This window comes from Pseudomonas sivasensis (assembly GCF_013778505.1).
In the GTDB taxonomy this organism is placed as follows: Bacteria; Pseudomonadota; Gammaproteobacteria; order Pseudomonadales; family Pseudomonadaceae; genus Aquipseudomonas; species Aquipseudomonas sivasensis.
Genome location: NZ_JAAOWU010000002.1, coordinates 368,003 through 388,382, shown reverse-complemented (window position 1 = coordinate 388,382; position 20,380 = coordinate 368,003). Strand labels below are relative to the sequence as shown.

At 60.2% G+C, this 20,380-nt stretch carries 18 protein-coding genes; 8 read left to right on the top strand and 10 right to left on the bottom strand.

Features of this window, described 5'->3' with window-relative positions; translation table 11 throughout:
* Positions 1-4 precede the first annotated feature (4 nt).
* Genes G9Q84_RS05370 through G9Q84_RS05355 form a run of 4 tightly spaced genes read right to left on the bottom strand, consistent with a single transcriptional unit; the run spans position 5 to position 2,847 of the window.
* Entirely contained in the window at positions 5-742 is a 738-nt protein-coding gene (locus G9Q84_RS05370) for an amino acid ABC transporter ATP-binding protein (RefSeq protein ID WP_032884313.1), read from the bottom strand.
* Positions 729-1,379 (bottom strand): amino acid ABC transporter permease, encoded by a 651-nt coding sequence (locus G9Q84_RS05365; RefSeq protein WP_095185177.1) that lies wholly within the window; start codon positions 1,377-1,379, stop codon positions 729-731. The genes G9Q84_RS05370 and G9Q84_RS05365 overlap by 14 nt, the downstream gene beginning before the upstream one ends.
* Positions 1,376-2,044 (bottom strand): amino acid ABC transporter permease, encoded by a 669-nt coding sequence (locus G9Q84_RS05360; RefSeq protein WP_017736949.1) that lies wholly within the window; start codon positions 2,042-2,044, stop codon positions 1,376-1,378. Before G9Q84_RS05360 ends, G9Q84_RS05365 begins: the two co-directional genes overlap by 4 nt.
* A 17-nt stretch (positions 2,045-2,061) precedes the next feature.
* Entirely contained in the window at positions 2,062-2,847 is a 786-nt protein-coding gene (locus G9Q84_RS05355) for a transporter substrate-binding domain-containing protein (protein ID WP_017530859.1), read from the bottom strand.
* A 265-nt stretch (positions 2,848-3,112) separates the two neighbouring features.
* Between G9Q84_RS05355 and G9Q84_RS05350 the strand changes: the two genes are divergently transcribed.
* The 5 genes from G9Q84_RS05350 to G9Q84_RS05330 all read left to right on the top strand — a co-directional run bounded on the left by G9Q84_RS05350 (position 3,113) and on the right by G9Q84_RS05330 (position 8,342).
* Entirely contained in the window at positions 3,113-3,808 is a 696-nt protein-coding gene (locus tag G9Q84_RS05350) for a FadR/GntR family transcriptional regulator (protein WP_032884308.1), read from the top strand.
* 121 nt (positions 3,809-3,929) lie between these two features.
* Positions 3,930-4,259: a thioredoxin TrxA gene (trxA, locus tag G9Q84_RS05345; RefSeq protein ID WP_015886460.1), complete on the top strand. Its 330-nt coding sequence runs from the start codon at positions 3,930-3,932 to the stop codon at positions 4,257-4,259.
* Positions 4,260-4,494: 235 nt separating this feature from the next.
* Positions 4,495-5,754 (top strand): transcription termination factor Rho, encoded by a 1,260-nt coding sequence (gene rho / locus G9Q84_RS05340; RefSeq protein ID WP_003176825.1) that lies wholly within the window; start codon positions 4,495-4,497, stop codon positions 5,752-5,754.
* Positions 5,755-5,910: 156 nt separating this feature from the next.
* Positions 5,911-7,377, top strand: a complete 1,467-nt coding sequence (ubiD, locus tag G9Q84_RS05335) for a 4-hydroxy-3-polyprenylbenzoate decarboxylase (RefSeq protein WP_032884305.1) — start codon at positions 5,911-5,913, stop codon at positions 7,375-7,377.
* On the top strand, positions 7,377-8,342 hold the full coding sequence (locus tag G9Q84_RS05330) for a CDP-6-deoxy-delta-3,4-glucoseen reductase (RefSeq protein ID WP_122681938.1): 966 nt from the start codon (positions 7,377-7,379) through the stop codon (positions 8,340-8,342). The genes ubiD and G9Q84_RS05330 overlap by 1 nt, the downstream gene beginning before the upstream one ends.
* A 76-nt stretch (positions 8,343-8,418) precedes the next feature.
* On the opposite strand, the gene G9Q84_RS05325 is transcribed toward G9Q84_RS05330, so the two are convergent.
* Complete coding sequence (locus G9Q84_RS05325; protein ID WP_181642994.1) at positions 8,419-8,901, bottom strand: sn-glycerol-3-phosphate transporter; 483 nt, start codon at positions 8,899-8,901, stop codon at positions 8,419-8,421.
* 343 nt (positions 8,902-9,244) lie between these two features.
* On the opposite strand from G9Q84_RS05325, the gene G9Q84_RS05320 reads away from it, so the two are divergent.
* A complete protein-coding gene (locus G9Q84_RS05320; protein ID WP_181642993.1) occupies positions 9,245-11,632 on the top strand; it encodes a TonB-dependent receptor plug domain-containing protein in 2,388 nt (795 codons plus the stop codon).
* A 27-nt stretch (positions 11,633-11,659) separates the two neighbouring features.
* On the top strand, positions 11,660-12,313 hold the full coding sequence (locus G9Q84_RS05315) for a gamma-glutamylcyclotransferase (RefSeq protein WP_122754207.1): 654 nt from the start codon (positions 11,660-11,662) through the stop codon (positions 12,311-12,313).
* Here G9Q84_RS05315 and glpT read toward each other — a convergent pair.
* Both glpT and G9Q84_RS05305 read right to left on the bottom strand, forming a co-directional pair.
* Positions 12,310-13,647, bottom strand: a complete 1,338-nt coding sequence (glpT, locus tag G9Q84_RS05310; protein ID WP_032884299.1) for a glycerol-3-phosphate transporter — start codon at positions 13,645-13,647, stop codon at positions 12,310-12,312. The genes G9Q84_RS05315 and glpT overlap by 4 nt on opposite strands.
* Positions 13,648-13,938: 291 nt before the next feature.
* Positions 13,939-14,916, bottom strand: a complete 978-nt coding sequence (locus G9Q84_RS05305; protein WP_181642992.1) for an NADPH:quinone oxidoreductase family protein — start codon at positions 14,914-14,916, stop codon at positions 13,939-13,941.
* Between the two features lie 150 nt (positions 14,917-15,066).
* On the opposite strand from G9Q84_RS05305, the gene G9Q84_RS05300 reads away from it, so the two are divergent.
* Entirely contained in the window at positions 15,067-15,474 is a 408-nt protein-coding gene (locus G9Q84_RS05300; protein WP_032884296.1) for a flagellar basal body-associated protein FliL, read from the top strand.
* Positions 15,475-15,491: 17 nt separating this feature from the next.
* On the opposite strand, the gene G9Q84_RS05295 is transcribed toward G9Q84_RS05300, so the two are convergent.
* The 3 genes from G9Q84_RS05295 to G9Q84_RS05285 are packed head-to-tail and all read right to left on the bottom strand — an operon-like array spanning position 15,492 to position 20,289.
* A complete protein-coding gene (locus G9Q84_RS05295; RefSeq protein WP_181642991.1) occupies positions 15,492-16,610 on the bottom strand; it encodes an ABC transporter permease in 1,119 nt (372 codons plus the stop codon).
* Positions 16,610-19,327: a ribosome-associated ATPase/putative transporter RbbA gene (rbbA, locus tag G9Q84_RS05290; protein ID WP_122756255.1), complete on the bottom strand. Its 2,718-nt coding sequence runs from the start codon at positions 19,325-19,327 to the stop codon at positions 16,610-16,612. The genes G9Q84_RS05295 and rbbA overlap by 1 nt, the downstream gene beginning before the upstream one ends.
* Complete coding sequence (locus G9Q84_RS05285; RefSeq protein ID WP_095185174.1) at positions 19,324-20,289, bottom strand: HlyD family secretion protein; 966 nt, start codon at positions 20,287-20,289, stop codon at positions 19,324-19,326. Before G9Q84_RS05285 ends, rbbA begins: the two co-directional genes overlap by 4 nt.
* Positions 20,290-20,380: the final 91 nt, after the last annotated feature.

Sequence of the window (20,380 nt, the reverse complement as noted above, 5' to 3'; positions counted from 1 at the left end):
TCGATCAGGCGTGGGCTTCTGTTGTACCGATGAAGTTTGCCAACTCAGCGGTCTGGGGATTGGCAAACAGCAGTTTTGGATCGCCGACTTCATGCACCTTGCCCTGGTGCATAAATACCAGCTTGTCACCGACTTCCCGGGCGAAGCGCATTTCGTGCGTCACCATGATCAAGGTCATACCGTCCTTGGCCAGCTGGCGCACCACGCTGAGCACTTCGTTGACCAACTCCGGGTCCAGGGCTGAGGTGATTTCATCGCACAGCAGCACTTTGGGTGACATAGCCAGGGCACGGGCAATGGCGACGCGCTGTTGCTGGCCGCCGGACAAGCGATCTGGGAAAGCGTCGAATTTCTCTCCCAGCCCAACGCGTTCCAGCATCTGCTTGGCCAACTGTGCCGCTTTGGCCTTGGGCACTTTCTGCACCACTTGTGGCGCGAGCATGACGTTTTCACCCACCGTCAGGTGCGGGAACAGGTTGAACTGTTGGAACACCATGCCGACTTTCTGCCGCAGGCTGCGCAAGTCAGCGCGGGCGGCATCAAGGTATTCGCCGTCGACCTCGATCACTCCATCGTTAATCGACTCCAGGCCATTGAGGGTGCGCAGCAGGGTGGATTTACCCGAGCCGCTGCGCCCGATGATCGCCACCACCTGGCCTTCTTCAACCGTCAGGTCGATGCCCTTGAGGACGTGGTGATCGCCGTAATACTTATGCAGGGCGGAAATTCTAAGCAGAGGCATGCAGTCTCCTTTCCAGGTAGCGAGCACTGAGGGACAAGGGGTAGCAAAGCAGGAAGTAACCGAGGGCCACCAGGCCGTAGACCATGAAGGGCTCGAAGGTCGCGTTGGCGAGCATGCCGCCGGTCTTGGTCAATTCGGTGAAGCCGATGATGGAGGTCACGGCGGTGCCTTTGACCACCTGCACCGAGAACCCCACCGTTGGCGCCACGGCGATCCGCAGGGCCTGGGGCAGGATCACGTAGCGCAGTTGTTCAAGCGGATTCAGCGCCAGGCTGGCCGAGGCTTCCCACTGCCCGTGGGCGATGGAGTCGACACAACCGCGCCAGATCTCAGCGAGGTAGGCGCTGGTAAACAATGTCAGGGCAATCGCCGCTGCCAGCCACGGTGAAATATCCACCCCCAGCAGGGCGATGCCGAAGAACACCAGGAACAGCTGCATCAACAACGGCGTGCCCTGGAACAGCTCGATGTAGGTGCGCGCAAGATTGCGCGCGAACGCCTTGCTGCTGATGCGCATGGTCATCACCAGCAAGCCGATCAGGCCGCCGCCGATGAACGCCACCAGCGACAGCAACAGCGTCCACTGAAGGCCCGTAAGCAGATTGCGTACGATGTCCCAGAAGGAAAAATCACTCATCGGCTATTCCTCATCACAAAGCGGCGGCCGATCCAGTTGAGCAACTGGCGAATCATTAACGCCATGCACAGGTACACCAGGGTGGTCAGGGCATAGGTTTCAAACGCGCGAAAATTACGCGACTGAATAAAGTTGGCGGCGAAGCTCAGCTCTTCGGTGGCGATCTGTGAACACACCGCCGAACCGAGCATCACGATGATGATCTGGCTGCTCAGTGCCGGCCACACTTTGCCCAGCGCCGGCAGCAACACCACATGGCGGAACGCTTCGAAACGCGTCATCGCCAGCGCGGCGGCGGCTTCCAGTTGCCCGCGCGGGATGGCCTGGATGCCGGCGCGAATGATCTCCGTGGAGTAGGCCCCCAGGTTGATCACCATCGCCAATACGGCGGCTTGCCACTCGGTAATCTTTAGCCCCAGGGACGGCAGGCCAAAGAAGATGAAGAACAGTTGCACCAGGAACGGCGTGTTGCGGATCAACTCGACATAGACGCCGAAGAACCAGGCAAACGGCTGGATCTTCCACGCCCGCACCACCGCGCCGACGGTGCCCAGGGCCACCCCCAGGATCGCACCGATGGCCGTCAGCTCAAGGGTGAACAACGCGCCGCGCAACAGCAGATCGGTATTGGCCAGCACCGGCACAAAGTCAAATTGATACGCCATGAGTCAGCTCCGTCGTATCAAAGATCGGCGGGCAGCGGCTCTTTCAGCCATTGCATCGCGTTCTTTTCCAGGCTGCCATCGGCCTTGGCCGCGACCAGGATCTGGTTGACCTTCTCCAGCAGCGCCGGCTCGTTTTTGTTCACGCCGACGTACACCGGCGAATCTTTGAGTTTCACTTTCAGCGCTGGCACGCGTTTCGGGTTGCGCTCGCTGATCGCCACCATCACCACGTTGCCGCTGGCGATCAGGTCGACCTGGCCTGCCAGGTAGGCGGCGATGGTGGAGTTATTGTCTTCGAAGCGCTTGATGGTCGCTTCCTTGGGCGCTACTGCGGTCAGCTCGATGTCTTCGATGGCGCCACGGGTCACGCTGATGGTCTTGCCCTTAAGGTCGTCGGTGCTGCTGATGGCGGCATCAGGTGGGCCGAATACGGCCAGGTAGAACGGCGCGTAAGCCTTGGAGAAGTCGATGACTTTTTCTCGCTCCGGGTTTTTGCCCAGGCTGGAGATCACCAGATCAACCTTGCCGGTGGTGAGGAACGGGATGCGGTTGGTGCTGTTGACCGGGGTCAGCTCCAGCTTGACCTTGAGTTGGTCGGCCAGCAGCTTGGCAGTATCGATGTCCAGGCCGCGCGGCTTCATGTCGGGGCCGACCGAGCCAAACGGCGGGAAGTCCTGGGGCACGGCTACCTTAAGGGTGCCACGGGCGACGATATCGTCCAGCCCATTGGCCTGGGCGGGTGCCTGGCTCAGCATCAGGCTGGCAAACAGGGCAGTGAGCAGGGCGCTGTAGCGCTTAGTCATGGCAACTCTCCGAAAAGGGCGAAAGGATTTTCTGGATTTGGCTTGCTTGCGTGATTGCACAGCCCATGCCAGTAGGCTCGAAATCGTCTGTAAGGCTGGGATTTGTTGAGCTTCATTGGTCTTACTGGTCTGAACAGTGGCATAGCCTTTCGCACCCTTTTCGAGCGCCGGCAAAAACCTGCGAGCCCCTTTGGGGCGTGGCTTGCCGCCGGCCGCGAATAGCTTTACAACTAGCCGCTCTGCTGACTGAAACCTTGAGTTTTTTATGAATTCCATCGCCCAAGCCGTACCGGAAGCGGCCCTGCAGGCCATTCGCAAACTGATCAAGGAGCAGGGCTTCGGGCCAGGCGACGCGTTGCCGTCCCAACGCGACCTGGCGGTGCAGTTGGGCGTGAGCCGAGCGTCGTTGCGTGAGGCGTTATCGTCCCTGAGTGCGTTGGGCGTGGTCAGCGTGCTGCCGGGCAAAGGCGTATTCGTGCAGGCGGCGGAGGACGCGCCGGGCTTTGCCTGGCCTTTCGCGGCCCAGGCCACGCCGTTGGATATCTTCCAATTGCGCTATGCGCTGGAGGGGTTTGCGGCGGGGCTGGCAGCGGTCACGCTGACCATCGATGAGCTGGACAGTCTTGAGGACAACGTTGAGGCGATGCGCAAGGTGCTCAAGGCCGGCGACTTCGACGCCGCGGCGCGGCTGGACTTCGAGTTTCACCAACGCATCCTGTTGGCCAGCGGCAACCAAGCGATGGTGAGTATTCTCAGTGCCAGCGCCGAGGTGTTCCTGGAAAGTCAGAAATTACCGTTCATCCGGCCAGAGCGGGCCATGGAAACCTGGCAGGAACATCGCAAAATTTTGCGTGCCTTGGCCCGGCGTGCGAGTGCGACAGCGCAGAAAACCATGCAGGAACACGTACGTAATGCAGCGTTACGCACGGGCATTACCTTTGTGAGTCCCGTCGCGTCTTGAATTGGGCTATACCCAAACTCATGCATCACCATAGCAAGACTCAATCAGAGGCGGCTTCCTGAACGGGGGAAGGGCGGCTATGATGGGCAACGTTTTTTTTGCTTACAATCCGGAGACATCCATGAGCAACGATCTTATCAAGCACGTCACCGACGCGACCTTTGAGGCCGAAGTACTCAAGGCTGCTGGCCCGGTGCTGGTTGACTACTGGGCTGAATGGTGCGGCCCTTGCAAAATGATCGCTCCGGTCCTGGACGACATTGCAACTACTTACGAAGGCAAGCTGACCATTGCCAAGCTGAACATCGACGACAATCAGGAAACCCCGGCCAAGCACGGTGTGCGCGGTATTCCTACGCTGATGCTGTTCAAAAACGGCAACGTTGAAGCCACCAAAGTAGGTGCGCTGTCGAAGTCCCAGCTGCAAGCTTTCCTCGACGCCAACATCTAAGCGTCGTCAAAAAGGCCCCGCAAATTGCGGGGCTTTTTCGTTAAACAGGGCTAGACGCTCCGAAATTCAGGTGGTACATTCGGCCCCGCACTGGTTTCTCCACTGCCCCCTGCAAGCCGTCGCCGACGCATTCCTTTTCGATTAGTACGCGATCCTGTCGCCTTCTCTGCGGCGCGGCCTCATTAAGCCAAAAGCTTAATTTCCCCCCCTCCATAAATGATTACGTCATTCCTATATGAATCTGACTGAACTCAAGCAAAAGCCGATTACCGACCTGCTCCAATTGGCCGAAGAAATGGGCATAGAAAATATGGCCCGTTCGCGCAAGCAGGACGTGATTTTCTCCCTGCTCAAGAAGCACGCGAAAAGCGGCGAGGAAATCTCCGGTGATGGCGTGCTGGAGATTCTCCAGGACGGCTTCGGCTTCCTCCGCTCTGCAGACGCTTCCTATCTCGCCGGCCCAGACGATATCTACGTCTCGCCGAGCCAGATCCGTCGCTTCAACTTGCGCACCGGTGACACCATCGTTGGCAAGATCCGTCCACCGAAGGAAGGCGAGCGTTACTTCGCCCTGCTCAAGGTCGACACGATCAACTTCGATCGTCCAGAGAACGCGAAAAACAAGATTCTCTTCGAGAACCTGACCCCGCTGTTCCCGACTGTGCGCATGAAGATGGAAGCCGGTAACGGTTCCACCGAAGACTTGACCGGTCGTGTGATCGACCTGTGCGCTCCGATTGGCAAAGGCCAGCGTGGCCTGATCGTCGCACCGCCGAAAGCCGGTAAGACCATCATGCTGCAGAACATTGCAGCGAACATCGCGCGTAACAACCCTGAAGTTCACCTGATCGTATTGCTGATCGATGAACGTCCGGAAGAAGTGACCGAAATGCAGCGCACCGTGCGCGGCGAAGTGGTTGCCTCGACGTTCGATGAGCCGCCAACCCGCCACGTGCAGGTTGCTGAAATGGTGATCGAGAAGGCCAAGCGCCTGGTCGAACACAAGAAGGACGTGGTGATCCTGCTCGACTCCATCACCCGTCTGGCCCGTGCTTACAACACCGTGATCCCGAGCTCCGGCAAGGTATTGACCGGTGGTGTCGATGCCCACGCCCTGGAGAAGCCGAAGCGTTTCTTCGGCGCCGCGCGGAACATCGAAGAAGGCGGCTCGCTGACCATTATCGCCACCGCGCTGGTTGAAACCGGCTCGAAGATGGACGAAGTGATCTACGAAGAGTTCAAGGGTACCGGCAACATGGAACTGCCTTTGGACCGTCGCATCGCGGAAAAACGCGTGTTCCCGGCGATCAACATCAACCGTTCCGGCACCCGCCGCGAAGAGTTGCTGACTGCCGACGACGAACTGCAGCGTATGTGGATCCTTCGCAAGCTGCTGCACCCGATGGACGAAGTTGCAGCCATCGAGTTCCTTATCGACAAGCTGAAAACCACCAAGACCAACGACGAGTTCTTCCTGTCGATGAAGCGTAAGTAATACGACGTTTCAGGTCCGAAAGAATGGCGCCCCCAGGGGCGCCATTTTTTTTTGCGCGTTTTTTAAGCGCATTCGGCAGTCAAATGCACCGCGATAAGCTGCCAGCCAGCCTCAGAGCAGGTAGGATGTACGCCTATTTTACGGGTGGCATGGTTAATGAAATTCAAGGATCTTCGGGATTTCGTGCAGCAACTTGAGCAGCGCGGAGAGTTGAAACGTATCCAGGTGCCGGTTTCCCCAGTGCTGGAAATGACTGAGATTTGCGACCGTACCCTGCGTAGCAAGGGCCCGGCGCTGCTGTTCGAAAACCCGACCGGCTTTGATATTCCGGTGCTCGGCAACCTGTTCGGCACGCCCGATCGCGTGGCGTTCGGCATGGGCGCGGAGTCGGTCAGCGAACTGCGCGAGATCGGCAAACTACTGGCCTTCCTCAAGGAGCCCGAGCCGCCCAAGGGGCTGAAGGACGCCTGGTCGAAGCTGCCGATCTTCCGCAAAATCATTGCCATGGCCCCCAAAGTGGTCAAGGACGCGGTGTGCCAGGAAGTGGTCATCGAAGGCGATGACGTCGACCTGGCCATGCTCCCGGTGCAAACCTGCTGGCCCGGCGACGTCGGCCCGCTGATCACCTGGGGCCTGACCGTCACCAAAGGCCCGAACAAAGACCGTCAGAACCTCGGTATCTACCGTCAGCAAGTGATCGGCCGCAACAAGGTGATCATGCGTTGGCTGAGTCACCGTGGCGGCGCGCTGGACTTCCGTGAGTGGTGCGAAAAACACCCTGGCCAGCCGTTCCCGGTTTCCGTGGCCTTGGGTGCAGACCCCGCCACCATCCTGGGCGCTGTGACCCCTGTGCCGGATAGCCTGTCCGAATACGCCTTCGCGGGCCTGTTGCGTGGCAACCGTACCGAGCTGGTCAAATGCCGTGGCAACGACCTGCAAGTGCCGGCCACTGCTGAAATCATCCTCGAAGGCGTGATCCACCCTGGCGAGATGGCCGACGAAGGTCCTTACGGCGACCACACCGGCTATTACAACGAAGTCGACAGCTTCCCGGTATTCACCGTCGAACGCATCACCCACCGGATCAAGCCGATCTACCACAGCACTTACACCGGCCGTCCGCCGGATGAGCCGGCCATTCTCGGCGTGGCGCTCAACGAAGTGTTCGTGCCTATCCTGCAAAAGCAATTCCCGGAAATCACCGACTTCTACCTGCCGCCGGAAGGCTGTTCGTACCGCATGGCCATCGTGACCATGAAGAAGTCGTACCCTGGCCATGCCAAGCGCGTCATGTTGGGTGTGTGGTCGTTTTTGCGACAGTTCATGTACACCAAGTTCGTTATTGTCACCGACGACGACATCAACGCCCGCGACTGGAACGACGTGATCTGGGCCATCACCACGCGCATGGACCCCAAGCGCGACACGGTGATGATCGACAATACGCCGATCGACTACCTCGACTTCGCGTCGCCGGTATCGGGCCTGGGCTCTAAGATGGGCCTGGATGCTACCCACAAATGGCCGGGTGAAACTACCCGCGAGTGGGGTCGGGTGATCGTCAAGGATGAAGCCGTGACCGCGCGCGTCGATGCGATGTGGAAAGAATTGGGAATAGATTGATGCGTGTAACCCTGCAACCTTCCGGCGCCGTGCTGGAGCTGGTCCCCGGCGAGCGAATCCTCGAAGGGGCGCGCCGCCTGGGCTACGAATGCCCGCAGGCCTGTCGCAATGGCGTCTGCCACGTGTGTGCCGCGCTGCTGGTGGAAGGCCGGGTGCAGCAAGCAGGTGAGGTGCGCGACCACGGTGAGTTCTACACCTGCATCGCCGAACCGTTGGAAGATTGCATTGTGTTGTGGGATGGCGTGTTGGCGCCGGGAGAGTTGCCGTTGCGCAAGTTGTCGTGCCAAGTGAGTGAATGCGTAGAGGTCGGTGGTGATGTGTGGCGCGTGCGCCTGCTGGCCCCGGCCGGCAAGGCGGTGCGTTACCACGCCGGGCAATACCTGATGATCGAACGGGAAAATGGCGAAAAATCCGCATTCTCCCTAGCGTCGGCGCCTCACTCCGGGCGCGAGCTGGAACTGCATGTGCTGGCCCGTGAGGACAGCGCGCGCGCCCTGCTGGAACAGCTGCAACGCAATCAGATGGCCCGTGTGGAGTTGCCGTTTGGCGATACCCATCTGGCTGAACTGCCGGACGGTCCGCTGGTGTTGATCGCCGCCGGCACTGGTATGGCACAGATGCATAGCCTGATCGAACATTGCCGCGCCTCCGGCTTCAAGCACCCGGTGCACCTGTACTGGGGCGTGCGACGCCCGGAAGACTTCTACCAGATCGAACACTGGGACCAATGGCTGCAACTGCCAAACCTGTTCCTGCACAAAGTCGTCAGTGATCTGTGCGGTTGGGAAGGACGCTGCGGTTTGCTCCATGAAGCGGTGTGCGAGGACATCGCCGACCTCAAGGCCGTGCACGTCTACGCCAGCGGCTCACCGGCGATGATCTACGGCACGCTGGATGCGCTGGTCGACGCCGGCATGGATGCGCATCAGATGCGCGCCGACGTATTCGCCTACGCGCCGCGCTGATCCATTCCAAGAGCCGCCGGCTTTTTGTGGTGAGCGGGCAAGCCTGTTCATCACAAAAGCCCCGCTCAGTGCTCGCTTAGAAACGCACGCCGGTCGTCACCATCGCCGCATTGAACCCCAACAACACCAACTCCGCCGCCACCGGCCCGTAATGGGTGCCTACCGACGGAATAATCACCGGCGCCACACCGAAACGGTTCAATGGGATCTTGTCGCGGTACTTGCCGCGATAGCCCTGGATCGCCCCGCCCGTGACCTTCAGGTACACCGGATAGTCGGTCATGTCATAGCGCTTGCCCGCGTAGGCGTAGTACGAGCGCTGGCGGAACGAGTTGCGAAAGGTTGCCCCGCCATACACCAACCCTGAAGTTTCATTGCGCTCCAGGCCAATCAGGTCTTGGTTGTTGTTGTGGTCCTTGTCCGGCGCGAAGTGCCGAGTGTAGACGCTGGTCTGCGCGTACCAGAAGCCCTTGTCGTCTTCGGTGACGGGCGATTCGCCAGCTAGCGCGGTGGTGGCCTGGGCCAGCAATAACAGGCCAGGCAGTCGAAAATTCTTCATGGGTGCGACCTCGGTAGTCGGTTTGATGGGCGGCTAAGTGGGTCGTGATGTGCACCCTATTTTGACGGCTTGGCGCGTGCCCAGGCTGAACCGGGGCTGAAAGTAACGGGATCGCTGCGGATAATCCTGACGGAGGGGACCCTGGGCTTATGCATTCTCTTATTCCTTAAAGGTATTTAATTTGTTACATGAATATCTTTAAGCTATATCGCAACGGACTACCGATTTTCTGCCAATCACCAACAACTGACCGCCACCGCCCGCCAGCCGGATCGATCGTATGAGCTCAGAGCACTGACGTTCTGATGTTTGATTACTGATTCATAAGGGAAAGGGGAGCGGTATGGGGAGCTACAAGAAACACGCGCTGTACTCGGCGATTTTGTCGGCCAATTTGCTGACCGCTGTGAGCTTCAATCCAGTCTTTGCGGCCGAAACGTCCGCCACCGATGCACCCAAACTCGACACCGTGATTGTCACCGGCACCCGCGCTCAGGAGCGTACGGCCAGTGCTTCACTGTCACCCATCGATGTGATTTCCGGTGACAGTCTGCGCAGCACCGGCTCCGATGAGCTGGGCGCAGTGCTGGCGCGCCTTATTCCATCAATCAATTTCCCACGCCCAAGCCTGGTGGACGGCGCCGAATTGGTGCGGCCTGCACAGTTGCGCGGCCTGTCACCTGATCAGGTGCTGGTGCTGGTCAACGGCAAGCGCCGCCACACCAGTGCCTTCGTCAACCTGGGCGGCGCAGTGGGCCGTGGGTCGGCACCGGCGGACCTGAATGCGATCCCGCTGTCGGCGGTGGACCATATCGAAGTGCTGCGAGACGGTGCTTCCGCGCGCTACGGCTCGGATGCGATTGCCGGGGTGATCAACGTGATACTCAAGCACGCTGACCATGGCGGCTCGATCTCCACCAAGTTCGGCGAATACAAGAAGGGCGACGGCATCCAGCGTAATGTCAGCGGCAACACCGGCCTGGCATTGGGCGACAACGGCTTTATCAACCTGTCGGCCGAAGGGGCTGACAACGACTACACCAACCGCGCCGGTGATGACTACCGCACCGGAAGCGTCGGCTCTACCACCTATGGCCAGCGCGTGTTCCGCCAAGGTGAGCCGGCCACCAATGAAGGCAAGTTCCAGTTCAACTCCGAATATTCCTTCAACGACGCGGCCGAGTTCTACACCTTCGGCGGTTACAGCAAGCGGCGTGGCGAGACGGCGGCGTTCTACCGCGCGAGCAATGCGTCCAACAACATCCCGGCGCTCAACCCCAACGGTTACCTGCCGCTGATCAAGGGCAACCTTGAAGACACGTCGTTGGTGGTAGGCCTGCGTGGCTTGCTGGCGTACGACTGGCATTACGACCTGTCGGCCAACTACGGCAAGAACCAGTACGCACTCAGCACTGAAACCATCAACACCTCCCTGGGCCTGGCGACACCGCGCAAGTTCGACAACGGCACCCTGAGCAACGACCAGAAGCAAGTCAGCCTGGACCTGTCCCGCGAGTTCGACGTGGGCTGGCTGCCTTACCCGGTGTCCGTGGCGTTCGGCGGTGAATACCTGCATCAGGGTTATGAAATCGAGGCGGGCGAGCCAGCGTCCTACTTCCAGACCGGCAGCTCCGGGCTGGGCGGCTTCCGGGATGCCGACGCGGGCACCAGCTCTCGTCACAATTGGGCGCAGTATCTGGACCTGGAAACCAACTTCACCGAAAAACTCAGCGCCTCGGCCGCCGTTCGCCATGAGGACTACAGTGACTTTGGCTCCAACGTCAGCGGCTCGCTGTCAGCTCGTTATGACTTCACCCCGCAAGTGGCCTTGCGCGGCAGTGTATCCAACGGTTTCCGCGCGCCGTCCCTGGCCCAGCAGAACTTTGCCTACACCTCATCGCAGCTGATCGGCAGCACCATCCAGGAAGCCGGTACCTTCCCGGCCAACAGCCAGGTTGCGCGCTTGCTCGGTGCTGAAGACCTCAAGGCCGAGAAGTCGCGCAACTACAGCCTTGGTCTGGTACTGGAGCCGGCCGATGACCTGACGGTGACGGTGGATGTGTACCGTATCGACATTCGCGACCGTATCAGCCTGTCCTCCAACCTCGGCATAAACGCGGCGACGCGTGCCTACCTGCAGGCCAACGGCGTGGGCAACATTGATTACACCACCGCCCGCTACTTCACCAACGCCACCGACACCAGCACCGACGGCGTCGATCTGGTAGCCAACTATCGCTACCAATTCGATAGCGGTATCCGCTGGAACAGCACCGTGGGCTACAACTACAACCACACCAAAGTGACCGATGTGAAACCCAACCCGGCCATCCTCGATAGCCTTGGGGCGAACCTGGTGAGGGTGGACCGTCGCGAGCGCATCGGTTTGCTCGGCGATACCACCCCCCAGCACAAGCTGAGCCTGGGTAATGACTTCACCTACGGCAATTGGGCACTGCACAGCAATTTGGTGCGCTATGGTGAGTTCACCAGCTACCAGGCGGACAAGGTCAACGACCAGACTTTCAAGGCCGCCTGGGTGCTGGATTTATCGGCTGACTACAAGCTGAAGAACTGGACCTTCACCTTAGGCGGCGACAACGTCACCGATAAATACCCAGAGAAGGTCAACGCCTTCGCCAGCAGTAGTGGCAATTTGGCCTATAGCACTTTTTCGCCGTACGGTTACAGCGGCGCGTTTTATTACGGTAAAGTTGCTTACAACTGGTAACACTCAGGAGGCGTACCGCTTTTCGCCATGACCGCCATAGAAACCGATCTTCAGCAGTTGGCTTACCCTCCGCGGCTCGATCTGGGGCCGCAACTCACTCACGAACAGTTAATGAGCTCGATGCAGGCCACCATGGGCCGGCATAAAGGTGGGCCGGTCTGGCTATTTGCGTACGGTTCGCTGATCTGGCGTCCTGAATGCTCGTCCTCCGAGCGGGTGCGGGCGCGGGTCCACGGCTATCACCGCGGCCTGTACCTGTGGTCCCACGAGCATCGGGGCACGCCGGAAACGCCAGGGTTGGTGTTTGGGTTGGATCGCGGTGGCTCTTGCAGCGGGTTCGCTTACCGCTTGCCCGAAGATCAGTTGGAGGCCTCGCTTTACGCCTTGTGGCAGCGCGAGATGCCTTACCCGTCCTACCGGCCGCACTGGCTCAGCTGCCGTCTTGAAGATGGCAGTCAGGTGCAGGCGTTGGGGTTTGTCCTGGAGCGGCACTTGCCCAGCTATGCTGGCAACTTGCCGGATATCGTGCTCAACCATGTGCTGCAAAGCGCTTGCGGGCGTTACGGCACTACTCGCGATTATGTCGAGCAGACCGTAAACGCCCTGCGTAGCCACGCCATGCCAGATAGGAATCTGGAGGCGCGGCTCAAGCGTTGTGCAAAGGGTTGCTCTGGCGATTAACGCGCCGAGCTGACGCTGTTGGTGTGCCACAGCGTTGGGATCAGGAACGCGATAGCCAGCAGGCACGCACCGATCAGCAGTACGAAACCACCGTCCCAGCCGAAGTGGTCCACGGTGTAGCCCATTGCCGCACTGGCTGCCACCGAACCGCCCAGATAACCGAACAGACCGGTGAAGCCCGCGGCCGTGCCGGCGGCTTTCTTGGGTGCCAACTCCAGAGCCTGCAGGCCGATCAGCATCACCGGGCCGTAGATCAGGAAACCGATGGAGAACAGCGCAATCATGTCGACCATCGGGTTGCCCGGCGGATTGAGCCAGTACACCAGGGTTGCCACGGTCACCAGCGCCATGAACACCACGCCCGTCAGGCCACGGTTGCCACGGAAGATCTTGTCCGACATCCAGCCGCACAGCAGCGTGCCTGGAATGCCTGCCCACTCGTAGAAGAAATACGCCCAAGACGTTTTATCCACGTCGAAGTGCTTGGCTTCCTTCAGATAAGTTGGCGCCCAGTCCAGCACGCCGTAGCGCAACAGGTAGACGAACACGTTGGCGAAGGCGATGTACCAAAGCATTTTGTTGCGCAGCACGTATTTGACGAAGATTTCCTTGGCGCTGAATTCTTCCTCATGGCTGGCGTCGTAGCCTTCGGGATAGTCGTTCTTGTATTTCTCGATGGGCGGCAGGCCAACCGATTGCGGTGTGTCGCGCATGGTGATGAAGGCAAAGGCCGCTACCGCCAAGGCCACAGTGGCCGGCACGTAGAAAGCTGCGTGCCAGTCGTTGAACCACGCCATGCCCAGCAGGAACAGCGGACCGATCAGGCCGCCACCGACGTTGTGCGCCACGTTCCACACCGACACTACACCGCCGCGTTCTTTCTGCGACCACCAGTGCACCATCGTCCGCCCACTTGGCGGCCAGCCCATGCCCTGGGCCCAGCCGTTGATGAACAGCAGAATGAACATCATGGTCACGCTGGACGTTGCCCAAGGTGCGAACCCGAAAATGAACATCACACCCGCCGATATCAGCAGGCCGAAAGGCAGGAAGTAGCGTGGGTTGGAACGGTCGGACACCAGGCCCATGAGGAACTTGGACAGGCCGTAGGCAATGGCGATGGCCGACATCGCCAAGCCCAGTTGACCACGGGTGTAACCCTCGTCGATCAGATAGGGCATGGCCAGGGAGAAGTTTTTACGCAGCAGGTAATAACCGGCGTAACCGAAGAAAATACCGGCGAAGATCTGCCAGCGCAGTCGTCGGTAGGTACTGTCTATTTTTTCTTCAGGCAGGGGCGCCTGATGCGCGGCAGGACGAAAGAAAGCAAACATTCAAGAGCTCCAAATTTCTTGTTTTGACTGCGGATGCGAATGTTACAGTTTCGTTACCGAAAATAGCATCGCTTCTCATGCACAAACACAGGAAATGGGAGCAATTGCATGTTCTTTTACGAACATGTCGTAAATGGATAAGTATGGGTCGTTATCGATTTTAAGATCGCAGGAGATCAAAGGTGAGAGGGGGCTTGCCCCCGATAGCGGTAGGTCAGCCAGCTTATCTGTAGCTGACCCACTGCCATCGGGGGCAAGCCCCCTCCCACATTTGATTGCATTTCAGGTCGGTTAGCGGGTCTGGACGACGACCTTGCCGACAGCCTTGCGCTGGCCGAGGTCATTGATCGCCTGGGCGGCTTGGTCCAGTGGATACACCTGCGAGACCAACGGCTTGAGCTTGCCCTCACCGTACCAAGTGAACAGTTGCTGGAAGTTCGCCGCATTGTCCTGCGGCTGGCGCTGGGCAAACGAGCCCCAGAACACCCCGACCACCGCTGCGCCCTTGAGCAAAGCCAGGTTCACCGGCAGCTCTGGAATACGCCCGCTGGCGAACCCAACCACCAGCAAACGCCCGTTCCAGGCGATGGCGCGGATGGCCTGGTCAAACAGGTCACCGCCCACCGGGTCGTAGATCACATCGGCGCCGTTGCCGTCGGTGAGGCGCTTGATCTCTTCTTTGAGGCTGGTTTCGCTGTAGTTGATCAGCTCATCGGCACCCGCGGCCTTGGCCACGGCGAGCTTGTCGGCGCTGCTGGCTGCGGCGATCACACGGGCGCCCATGGCCTTGCCGATTTCCACCGCGGCCAGGCCTACGCCGCCGGACGCACCGAGCACCAGCAAGGTTTCGCCCGGTTGCAGGTTGGCGCGTTGTTTGAGCGCATGCATCGAGGTGCCGTAGGTCATGCTGAAGGCGGCAGCGGTGTTGAAGTCCATGCCCGGCGGGATCGGTAGCACGTTATAGCCCGGCACCGCGACCTGCTCGGCAAAGCTGCCCCAGCCGGTGAGTGCCATGACCCGGTCGCCGACTTTCAAATGGCTGATCTTCTCACCCACTTCGCTGACTACGCCCGACGCCTCGCCACCCGGCGAAAACGGAAAGGGCGGCTTGAACTGGTACTTGCCCTCGATGATCAGGGTGTCCGGGAAGTTCACCCCCGCCGCGTGTACGTCCAGCAGGATTTCGTTCTTCTTGATCGCCGGGCTGGCGATTTCTTCCAGCACCAGGGTTTCGGCGGGGCCGAAGGCTTTGCACAGCACAGCTTTCATCGGGCTATTCCTTTTGGTGTCGTGGCCGATAAGTGTAGGAGGGTAGGCCCGTGGGTCAACGAGCATGCCCGGCCCTGATAAGCCGCCATAAGCTTGTGCTCTGCCTTGCTAGCGTTATGCTACCCGGCAACCGAATGTGAGGAATGAACTGTGAAAGCGTGGATCCTGTTGATGCTGGCCCTGACCTTGCCCATGGCTGCCCAGGCCGAAGAAGCCAAAGAAGGCGAGGCGCCGAAGGTCAGCTATATCAGCCTGAGCCCGCCGTTCGTGGGTAACTACGGCCTGGACGGCACGGCGAAACTCAAGGTGTTCAAGGCTGACATCGCCCTGCGCGTGACCGGTACCGAAGCCGCTGCTGCTGTCAAAGCCAACGATGCGTTGATTCGTAACCAGTTGGTGGCGCTGTTTACCCAGCAGACCAACGAGGCCATGAGCACCGTCGAAGGCAAGGAAAAGCTGCGCCAGGAAGCCCTCAAGCAAACCCAGCAAGTGATGAACGACGAGACTGGCAAGCCGGTGGTGGAAGACCTGTTGTTCAACAACCTGATCATTCAGTAATCAGCCTGGCTGGCGGTTCAGGAAGCCAAACTCTTCCTGAACCGCACCAACGCCACCGCAAAAAACAACAATCCAATTGCCGCCAGCGCCAGCAAGTCCGGCCATACCACACTGACGCCCGCGTCCCGAAACAGGATCGCTGCACTCAGGCTCACAAAGTGCGTCGACGGCGAGCCCTGCATCACCCACTGCAACCACTCGGGCATGCTGTCCAGTGGCGTACTGCCGCCGGATAGCAACAGCATTGGGATAATCACCGGGATTGCCAGCAAGCCGAACTGCGGCGTCGAGCGGGCAAGGGTGGCGAGGAAGATCCCCAGTGCGGTGCTGGCAAACAGGTACAGCGCGGTCACGAATAGAAACAGGCCCATCGATCCCGCCAGGGGCACGCCGAGCAAGCCTTTGACCACCACCTCCAGCGACACCCAAGTACACACCACCACCACCAACATGTTGCTCCAGATTTTTGCCAGCATGATTTCCAGCGCGGTCAGCGGCAGCACCAGCAGATGGTCGAGGGTGCCGTGCTCTCGCTCCCGCAACAGCGCGGTGCCGGTCAATACGATGGCGAGAATGGTGATGTTGTTGACGATCTGGATCACCGCCAGGAACCAGCCACCTTCCAGGTTGGTATTGAACAGCGCCCGTGTGGTCAGCAGCGACGGGGCTTTGCTGGCGGTATCGGTTTGGCCGCTGTAGCTCAGCAACTCCCGTTGGAAAATCCTGCCGATATAGCCCGCGCCCATGAACGCCTGGCTCATTGCCGTGGCATCGACGTTCACCTGTACGCCTGGCTGGCGACCCGCGAGCAGATCAGCCTGGAAGTTGGCCGGCACGTTGATCACGAAGGTGTACTGGCCGCTGTCCATCACCTTGTCCAATTGGTCGTAGGCCAGCGGCGCAGGCGCCTGGAATTCCGGCGGTTGCAGCGCCTCTGCCATCTGCCTGGAGAGCGCGCTGTGATCCTCGTCCACAAAGGCGACGCTGGCGTTGTGTAAGCCAATTACAGATCCGGCGGCAGGCATATAGATGGCGACAGTGAAGGCGTAGAACAGGAACAGCAGCAATACGCTGTCGTGGCGCAGGCTGGTGAGTTCCTTGATGCCCAGGCGCAGGATATGAGTGAGCGTGTGCATCAGGCCTCCTGCTTCTTGAGCATGATCAGGCTTAGCCCGGTGAATCCGATGAAGAACCCGAACAGCGCCAGGCATTGCGGCCACAACTGGCGTAGGTCCAAAGCCTTGGTGAACGTGCCGACTGCGATATCCAGGAAGTGCCCGGCTGGAAACAGCATGCCCATCAGTGCCGCTGCGCCTTCCAGAGAGGAGCGCGGCACGATCAGCCCGGAAAACTGGATGGTCGGCAGGCTGGTGATGATCATGGTGCCGAGGATCGCCGCGATTTGAGTACGGGTGAACGCGGAAATCAGCAGGCCCATGCTGGTGGTGGCCAGCACGTAAAGCAGTCCGCCAAAGGCCAACGTCAGGCCGCTGCCCTTGAACGGTACGCCAAACAGCCAGCGATTCATGGCCACCAGCAGCGCCAGGTTGATCAGGCTCACGGCGATGTAGGGCGCCTGCTTGCCCAGCAGGAACTCCAGGCGCGTCAGTGGTGTGGCATAGAAGTTGGTGATCGAGCCCAGTTCTTTCTCGCGCACGATTCCCAGAGCCGTGAGCATCGCTGGGATAAACGCCAGGATCAGCGCCATCACCCCTGGGCCGATGGCATTCACGCTGACCACGTCCTGGTTATAGCGAAAGCGGGTTTCCAGCTTGGCGGCGGCCTGGGTGGTCTGCGGCAGGCTGCTCAGTTCGGCCAGTTGTTGCAGGTTGCCCTGGTGTACCGCTTCTACATAGTTGCGGCTGGTTTCCGCGCGAAACGGCATGCCGCCGTCGAGCCAGGCGGCGACTGTGGGTTGGCGGCCAGCGTAGAGGTCGCGGCCAAACCCTGGCGGTATCTCCAGGGCCAGTTTGATTTCCGAGCGCTGCAGGCGCCGGTGCAACTCACTGGAATCCTGGATGGGCGCCTGTTCGGCGAAGTAGCGCGAGCTGCGGAAGGCTTCCAGATAGGCTCGGCTTTGGGGGCTTTGGTCCTGGTCGTAGACGGCAAAGGCGAGGTTTTCCACGTCCAGGGAAATGCCGTAGCCGAAGATCACCATCATGAACATCGCGCCGAGGAGGGCGAAGGCCATGCGCACTTTGTCGCGCAGTAGTTCTTTGCCTTCACGGCTGGCCACGGCCAACAGGCGAGAAAGGCTGAAGCCGCGTTTGCTCACGGGCGGCGCACTGATTTCGCTGACGGTTTTGGCCGGTGCGGCGGGCTCGGGTTCGCCTTGGGCCTGTTCCAGGCAGGTGACGAACGCAGCTTCCAGGGTGTCGCCGTGGAACTGCTGTTGCAGTGCCTCCGGTGTGTCGCAGGCCAGCACTTTGCCGGCGTGCATCAAGGAAATGCGGTCGCAGCGCTGGGCTTCGTTCATGAAGTGGGTGGACAGGAAGATGGTTACGCCTTGCTCCCGAGACAACTCGACCAGCAGCCGCCAGAAATCATCCCGAGCTGCCGGGTCGACGCCGGAAGTGGGTTCATCGAGGATCAGCACTTCCGGGCGATGCAGCACGGCCACTGCCAAAGACAAGCGCTGGCGCAGACCGAGGGGTAATTCGCCGGAGGGTTGCTCGGCTATCTTGCTCAGGTCAAAGCGTTGGATCAATTCATCGATACGCGGCCCACTGTCTGCTTTGGGCAGGTCGAACAGTTGCGCGTGCAGCACCAGGTTCTGGCGCACGCTGAGCTCGCCGTACAGCGAGAAACTCTGGGACATGAAACCCACGCGCTTGCGGGTGGCCAGGTCCTTGGCGTTCACAGGGTTGCCCAGCAGTGTCGCGCTGCCTTCGGTGGCCGGCATCAGCCCGGTGAGGACTTTCATGGTGGTGGTCTTGCCGCAACCGTTGGAGCCGAGGAAGCCGAAAATCTCGCCTCGACCAATAGCAAAGCTAACCTTGTTCACCGCCGTGAAATCACCGAAACGCAGGGTCAACTCGTGCGCTTCGATGGCGATATCGGCGTTGGCGTTTTCCCTTGGCGGGATCACCAGCGGCTGGTTGTCATGGGCGCCATCGCCCTGGAAGTGAGTGAAGGCCTCATCCAGTTTGCCACTCGGCGTCGCTGCCGCCAGTTCGCGACTGAGGCCGTCGGCGATCAGTTTGCCGCGGTCGAGCATCATGCAATGTTCGAACTGCTCGGCTTCCTCCATGTAGGCCGTGGCTACCAGCAGCGTCAGTTGCGGGCGTTCGCTGCGTACGGTTTCTACCAGCTCCCAGAAGCGTCGACGGGACAGCGGATCGACGCCGGTGGTGGGCTCATCAAGGATAAGCAGGTCCGGGTCGTGGATCAGCGCGCAGCACAGGCCGAGCTTCTGCTTCATGCCGCCGGAAAGTTTGCCGGCTGGGCGCTCGGCGAAGCGAGCCAGGTCGGTGGCCAGCAGCAGGTTGTGCATGCGCTGGTCGCAGTCGGCTTTGGACAGGCCGAACAGGGTGGCGAAGAAGCGGATGTTCTCGCTGATGGACAGCTCGGGGTACAGGTTGCCACCCAAACCCTGAGGCATGAAGGCGATGCGCGGATACAGGCTGTTGCGGTGACGGCGATCCTGAATGGAGCCGCCGAGTACCTCTAATTGGCCGGCCTGGAGTTTCTTAACGCCGGCGATCAACCCCAACAAACTCGATTTGCCCGCACCATCCGGGCCGATCAGCCCGCAGCGTGTACCGGCGGGCAGGCTGAAGGCGATGTCGATCAGCGCCTGTTGTTTGCCGTAATGGTGGTTGATGCCTTTGGCGTGCAGCGCCAGGCCGGTCATTGCAGGTTGGCCGGCCAGTCGATATCAGCTGTGCGCACATAGCCGGAGCCGGGCATACCCGGTTTGGCTTGGGGCACGGCGCTCGGTTGAGTCAGGTGCAATTTGACGCGGAATACCAGTTTCTGGCGTTCGTCGCGGGTCTCCACTTCCTTGGGGGTGAACTGCGACTTGGCGGCGACAAAACTGATCTTGGCCGGCAACGGCTGCTGGGGCAGGGCGTCGAGCAGAATCCGCGCGTCACTGCCGACGGTCAGGCGTCCGGTCACGGAGGCGGGCAGATAGAGGTTCATGTACTGATCATTGGGGTCGATCAGCAGCAACACGCGCCCGCCCGCGCCAAGCACTTCACCCGGTTCGGCCAGGCGCAGTTGGATAATGCCGTCGATAGGCGCGCGCAGGCTGCTGTCGTCGATTTCACTGGTGAGCTGCGCGACCTGGGCTTGTGCGGCACCGATGGTGGCTTTTGCCGAATTGACTTGGGCCTGGGCGGCGGTCACGGCGGCGTTGCCGGTGTTCTGGCGGGCTTGCTGCTGGTCGATCAACTGGCCGCTGGCGAAGCCGCGTTTGTACAGCTCCTGGGTACGCTTGAGTTCCTGGTTGGCCAGCAGTTGTTCGCTCTGGCGCAGTTGCACGTTGGCCTCGGCGGCGGCGAAGTTCTCCTTGGCCCGCAGCACTTCGGCTTCGGCCTGGGCGCGCTGGGCTTCCAGCGTACGGGTGTCCATGCGCGCCAGCAGTTGGCCCTTGAGGACCTTGTCGCCTTCGTCGACCCGCACTTCGGCCAGGCGCCCTGGGATCTTGGCGGCGATCTGCACTTCGGTGGATTCCAGGCGGCCATTGCCCATGCCCAGACCTTCGGGCAGACGGTCCTGGGTGGAGCGCCAGTAACCGAAGCCGCCGGCACCGAGCAACAACGCGATCAAGAGAACGGCAAACAGGTGGGAAGAGCGGGGTGTGGTCGACATGGGTGCATCCTGCGGCTTTAGCATCCTAGTTTGATCGGTGCTGCCCGGGGGCGTTGATACCGATCAAATGAAGCGCAAGCCTAACCCGGTT

Excerpts from the sequence above, each read along its gene's own strand:
- G9Q84_RS05330 (WP_122681938.1), top strand. The coding sequence starts at position 7,377 with ATGCGTGTAACCCTGCAACCTTCCGGCGCCGTGCTGGAGCTGGTCCCC.
- G9Q84_RS05305 (WP_181642992.1), bottom strand. The coding sequence starts at position 14,916 with ATGAAAGCTGTGCTGTGCAAAGCCTTCGGCCCCGCCGAAACCCTGGTG.
- glpT (WP_032884299.1), bottom strand. The coding sequence starts at position 13,647 with ATGTTTGCTTTCTTTCGTCCTGCCGCGCATCAGGCGCCCCTGCCTGAA.
- G9Q84_RS05365 (WP_095185177.1), bottom strand. The coding sequence starts at position 1,379 with ATGAGTGATTTTTCCTTCTGGGACATCGTACGCAATCTGCTTACGGGC.
- G9Q84_RS05285 (WP_095185174.1), bottom strand. The coding sequence starts at position 20,289 with ATGTCGACCACACCCCGCTCTTCCCACCTGTTTGCCGTTCTCTTGATC.
- G9Q84_RS05325 (WP_181642994.1), bottom strand. The coding sequence starts at position 8,901 with ATGAAGAATTTTCGACTGCCTGGCCTGTTATTGCTGGCCCAGGCCACC.
- G9Q84_RS05355 (WP_017530859.1), bottom strand. The coding sequence starts at position 2,847 with ATGACTAAGCGCTACAGCGCCCTGCTCACTGCCCTGTTTGCCAGCCTG.
- rho (WP_003176825.1), top strand. The coding sequence starts at position 4,495 with ATGAATCTGACTGAACTCAAGCAAAAGCCGATTACCGACCTGCTCCAA.
- ubiD (WP_032884305.1), top strand. The coding sequence starts at position 5,911 with ATGAAATTCAAGGATCTTCGGGATTTCGTGCAGCAACTTGAGCAGCGC.
- trxA (WP_015886460.1), top strand. The coding sequence starts at position 3,930 with ATGAGCAACGATCTTATCAAGCACGTCACCGACGCGACCTTTGAGGCC.
- G9Q84_RS05320 (WP_181642993.1), top strand. The coding sequence starts at position 9,245 with ATGGGGAGCTACAAGAAACACGCGCTGTACTCGGCGATTTTGTCGGCC.
- rbbA (WP_122756255.1), bottom strand. The coding sequence starts at position 19,327 with ATGACCGGCCTGGCGCTGCACGCCAAAGGCATCAACCACCATTACGGC.
- G9Q84_RS05360 (WP_017736949.1), bottom strand. The coding sequence starts at position 2,044 with ATGGCGTATCAATTTGACTTTGTGCCGGTGCTGGCCAATACCGATCTG.
- G9Q84_RS05350 (WP_032884308.1), top strand. The coding sequence starts at position 3,113 with ATGAATTCCATCGCCCAAGCCGTACCGGAAGCGGCCCTGCAGGCCATT.
- G9Q84_RS05370 (WP_032884313.1), bottom strand. The coding sequence starts at position 742 with ATGCCTCTGCTTAGAATTTCCGCCCTGCATAAGTATTACGGCGATCAC.
- G9Q84_RS05315 (WP_122754207.1), top strand. The coding sequence starts at position 11,660 with ATGACCGCCATAGAAACCGATCTTCAGCAGTTGGCTTACCCTCCGCGG.
- G9Q84_RS05295 (WP_181642991.1), bottom strand. The coding sequence starts at position 16,610 with ATGCACACGCTCACTCATATCCTGCGCCTGGGCATCAAGGAACTCACC.